The organism is Pseudomonas sp. XP1, from assembly GCF_053557675.1.
Map to the genome: position 1 here is coordinate 212,241 of NZ_JBNRIJ010000001.1, position 3,540 is coordinate 215,780.

The window sequence follows — 3,540 nt, forward strand, 5'->3', positions numbered from 1 at the left end:
CCTTCCTACCAACGCACCCCGCAAACCTGTCCCAAAGTAGCATTCGGCCCCGTCGCCCCTCGTGCATTAATGCCTCTACCGGAATCGCCCGGCACCAAGAAGAGGAATGCCCCATGTGGACTAAACCCGCCTTTACCGACCTGCGCATCGGCTTCGAAGTGACGATGTACTTCGCCAATCGTTGATGCCTGTCCGGCCATCATCGCGATGGCCGGGTCTTCATTGCGCAAGCCCGTTGTGAACCTGATCGATCGCGAACAAGCCCTGGCCTTGCGCAAGGGCTTTCGCCTGCGCTGGGAGTCGCGCCAGGCGTGCCATGTGCTGCTGTACCCCGAGGGCATCATCGAGCTCAACGCCAGTGCCGGTTGGGTGCTCGAGTTGCTGGACGGCCAGCGCAGCGTGGCGGCTGTCATCGACCGCCTGGCACAGCGTTTCCCCGGTGTGCCGGGGCTCGACGAGGACATCCTGGCGTTCCTGGAGGTGGCCCGTGCCAAGTACTGGATCGAATGAGCCGTGGTCACGCTTTGGTCTGGTTGCTTTCGCTACGGGATGCTTTACGCTGGCGGTTACCTTCCAGAACAATAAGAACAGGCTTCCCGATGAGCCAGAGTTTCAGCCCGCTTCGCAAGTTCGTTTCGCCCGAGATCATCTTTGGTGCCGGCTGCCGGCACAATGTCGCCAATTACGCCAAGACCTTCGGTGCGCGCAAGGTGCTGGTGGTCAGCGACCCCGGTGTGATCGCCGCCGGTTGGGTAGGGGACGTGGAGGCCAGCCTGCAGGCCCAGGGTATCGACTACTGTCTGTACAGCGCCGTATCGCCCAACCCGCGGGTCGAAGAGGTGATGCTCGGTGCCGAGATCTACCGGCAGAACCACTGTGATGTGATTGTCGCAGTCGGCGGCGGCAGCCCGATGGATTGCGGCAAGGCCATCGGCATCGTGGTCGCCCACGGGCGCAGCATCCTCGAATTCGAAGGCGTGGACATGATCCGCGTGCCCAGCCCGCCGCTGATCCTCATCCCGACCACGGCCGGCACCTCGGCGGACGTGTCGCAGTTCGTGATCATTTCCAACCAGCAGGAGCGCATGAAATTCTCCATCGTCAGCAAGGCGGTGGTGCCGGACGTGTCGCTGATCGACCCGCAAACCACCCTGAGCATGGATCCGTTCCTGTCGGCCTGCACCGGTATCGATGCGCTGGTGCATGCCATCGAAGCCTTCGTTTCCACCGGCCACGGCCCGCTGACCGACCCCCATGCGCTGGAGGCCATGCGCCTGATCAACGGCAACCTGGTGGAAATGATCGCCAACCCCACCGATATCGCCCTGCGCGAGAAGATCATGCTGGGCAGCATGCAGGCGGGGCTGGCGTTTTCCAATGCGATCCTGGGGGCGGTCCACGCCATGTCGCACAGCCTGGGCGGGTTCCTCGACCTGCCGCATGGTTTGTGCAATGCGGTGCTGGTGGAGCACGTGGTGGCGTTCAACTACAGCTCGGCACCGGAGCGTTTCAAGGTGATTGCCGAAGTGCTGGGTATCGACTGCCGTGGCCTCAACCACAAGCAGATCTGCGCGCGCCTGGTGGAGCACCTGATCGCCCTGAAGCATGCCATCGGCTTTCACGAAACCCTCGGCCTGCACGGGGTACGCACGGCCGATATCCCGTTCCTGTCGCAACATGCGATGGATGACCCGTGCATCCTCACCAACCCGCGTGCGTCGAGCCAGCGTGATGTCGAGGTGGTCTATGGCGAGGCCCTCTGACGAGCAGCAACGGGCGCTGGCCGGGTTACTGGGGCTGGGCGACCACTCGGCACGCAAGAGCCATTACCCGGAGCTGGCGGCACGCCTGGACGAACTGGAGGCCGAACGCAACCGCTACAAATGGCTGTTCGAAAACGCCGTGCACGGGATTTTCCAGGCCAGCCTGCAAGACGGCATGCGTGCCGCCAACCCGGCGTTGGCACGCATGCTGGGTTACGACAACCCGCAAGCATTGCTGTTTCCGCTGACGGACCTTGCCGCCAACCTGTTTGTCGGCGGGGCCGAGGAGCTGCACGCCATCACCGCGACCCTCGCCCGTGAACGCAGCCTGCACGGCTATGAAACCCGCTTGCGGCGCAAGGATGGCAGCCACCTCGATGTGCTGATGAACCTGTTGCTCAAGCCCGGCCAGGAAGGGCTGGTGGAAGGGTTTGTCGCCGACATCACCGAACGCAAGCTGGCCCAGCAGCGCCTGCAGCAACTGAATGACGAACTCGAGCAACGGGTGGCCGCCCGCACCGATGAACTGCTGGAGGCCAACCGCAACCTGCAACAGCAGATCGCCGAGCGCAAACAGATCGCCCGCGCCCTGCGCGATGCCCGCGACGCCGCGGAAACCGCCAACCGCAGCAAGGACAAGTACCTCGCTGCCGCCAGCCATGACCTGCTGCAACCGCTGAATGCCGCGCGGCTGCTGATCTCGACCTTGCGCGAAAGGCCACTGCCAGAAGCGGAAAAGGTGCTGGTGGAGCGTACCCACCAGGCCCTGGAGGGCGCCGAAGACCTGCTGACCGACCTGCTGGACATTTCCCGGCTCGACCAGGCGGCGGTCAAGCCGGACGTGGCGCTGTACCGCCTCGACGAACTGTTCGGGCCGCTGGTCTCGGAGTTTCGCACGGTGGCCGATGCTGCAGGCCTGAAGCTGCGCGCGCGCATTGGCGACTACGCCATCAGTACCGACCTGCGGCTGATGACGCGTATCCTGCGCAACTTTCTCAGCAACGCCTGCCGTTATACCGACGAGGGCAGGATCCTGCTGGGGGCCCGGCGCCGCGGCGATCACTTGCGCCTGGAGGTGTGGGATACCGGGCGGGGCATCGCGGCGGATCGGCTGCAGGCCATATTTCTCGAGTTCAACCAACTGGACGTAGGCCGCGCCGCCGACCGCAAGGGTGTGGGCCTGGGGCTGGCGATCGTCGAGCGGATAGCCAAGATTCTAGGCTACCGCGTCGGGGTGCGTTCGTGGCCGGGGCGTGGCTCGATGTTCAGCATCGATGTGCCGATCGGCGAAGCCATGCCGCTGCCTATCCATCAGGCCGCGCCGCAGCCTGGCGCAGGCAACCCGTTGCCAGGCCGCCGCCTGCTGGTACTGGACAACGAAGTGAGCATCCTCGAGAGCATGGGCGCTCTGCTCGGGCAGTGGGGCTGCGAAGTGGTTACCGCGACCGACGAGGTTGGCGCCCTGCTGGCATTGCAGGGGCGGGCACCGGAATTGATCCTGGCGGACTTTCACCTGGACCACGGTGTTGTCGGCTGCGAGGTGGTCAGGCACTTGCGTGAACATTTCGGCGCCGCCATACCCGCGGTGATCATCACCGCCGACCGCAGCGATCAGTGCCGACGCTCCTTGAACAAGCTCGGTGCGCCGTTGCTGAACAAGCCGGTCAAACCGGGGAAGTTGCGTGCGGTATTGAGCCAGTTGCTGGGCTGAAGCTTGATCCCATGGTCTTGCACGGGCCTTCGTAGGAGCAGCCTTGTGCTGCGAAGAGGCCGGTAC

At 64.2% G+C, this 3,540-nt stretch carries 4 protein-coding genes; all 4 read left to right on the forward strand.

All coding sequences use genetic code 11. The features are described 5' to 3' along the window. The first annotated feature begins 113 nt into the window (after positions 1-113). The 4 genes from pqqA (at position 114) to ACK1U9_RS00910 (ending at position 3,474) form a co-directional block, all read left to right on the forward strand. A complete protein-coding gene (gene pqqA / locus ACK1U9_RS00895; protein ID WP_003253598.1) occupies positions 114-185 on the forward strand; it encodes a pyrroloquinoline quinone precursor peptide PqqA in 72 nt (23 codons plus the stop codon). 52 nt (positions 186-237) lie between these two features. Next, entirely contained in the window at positions 238-510 is a 273-nt protein-coding gene (pqqD, locus tag ACK1U9_RS00900) for a pyrroloquinoline quinone biosynthesis peptide chaperone PqqD (protein ID WP_046613878.1), read from the forward strand. 89 nt (positions 511-599) lie between these two features. Further along, positions 600-1,763: an alcohol dehydrogenase-like regulatory protein ErcA gene (gene ercA / locus ACK1U9_RS00905; RefSeq protein ID WP_085598349.1), complete on the forward strand. Its 1,164-nt coding sequence runs from the start codon at positions 600-602 to the stop codon at positions 1,761-1,763. Then, positions 1,747-3,474, forward strand: coding sequence for a PAS domain-containing hybrid sensor histidine kinase/response regulator (locus ACK1U9_RS00910; RefSeq protein ID WP_449109601.1), 1,728 nt, complete (start codon positions 1,747-1,749; stop codon positions 3,472-3,474). The genes ercA and ACK1U9_RS00910 overlap by 17 nt, the downstream gene beginning before the upstream one ends. The last annotated feature ends 66 nt before the right edge of the window (positions 3,475-3,540 follow it).

Bases quoted from the DNA above. Each gene is read 5' to 3' on its own strand.
- ACK1U9_RS00910 (WP_449109601.1), top strand. From the start codon at position 1,747: ATGGCGAGGCCCTCTGACGAGCAGCAACGGGCGCTGGCCGGGTTACTG.
- ercA (WP_085598349.1), top strand. From the start codon at position 600: ATGAGCCAGAGTTTCAGCCCGCTTCGCAAGTTCGTTTCGCCCGAGATC.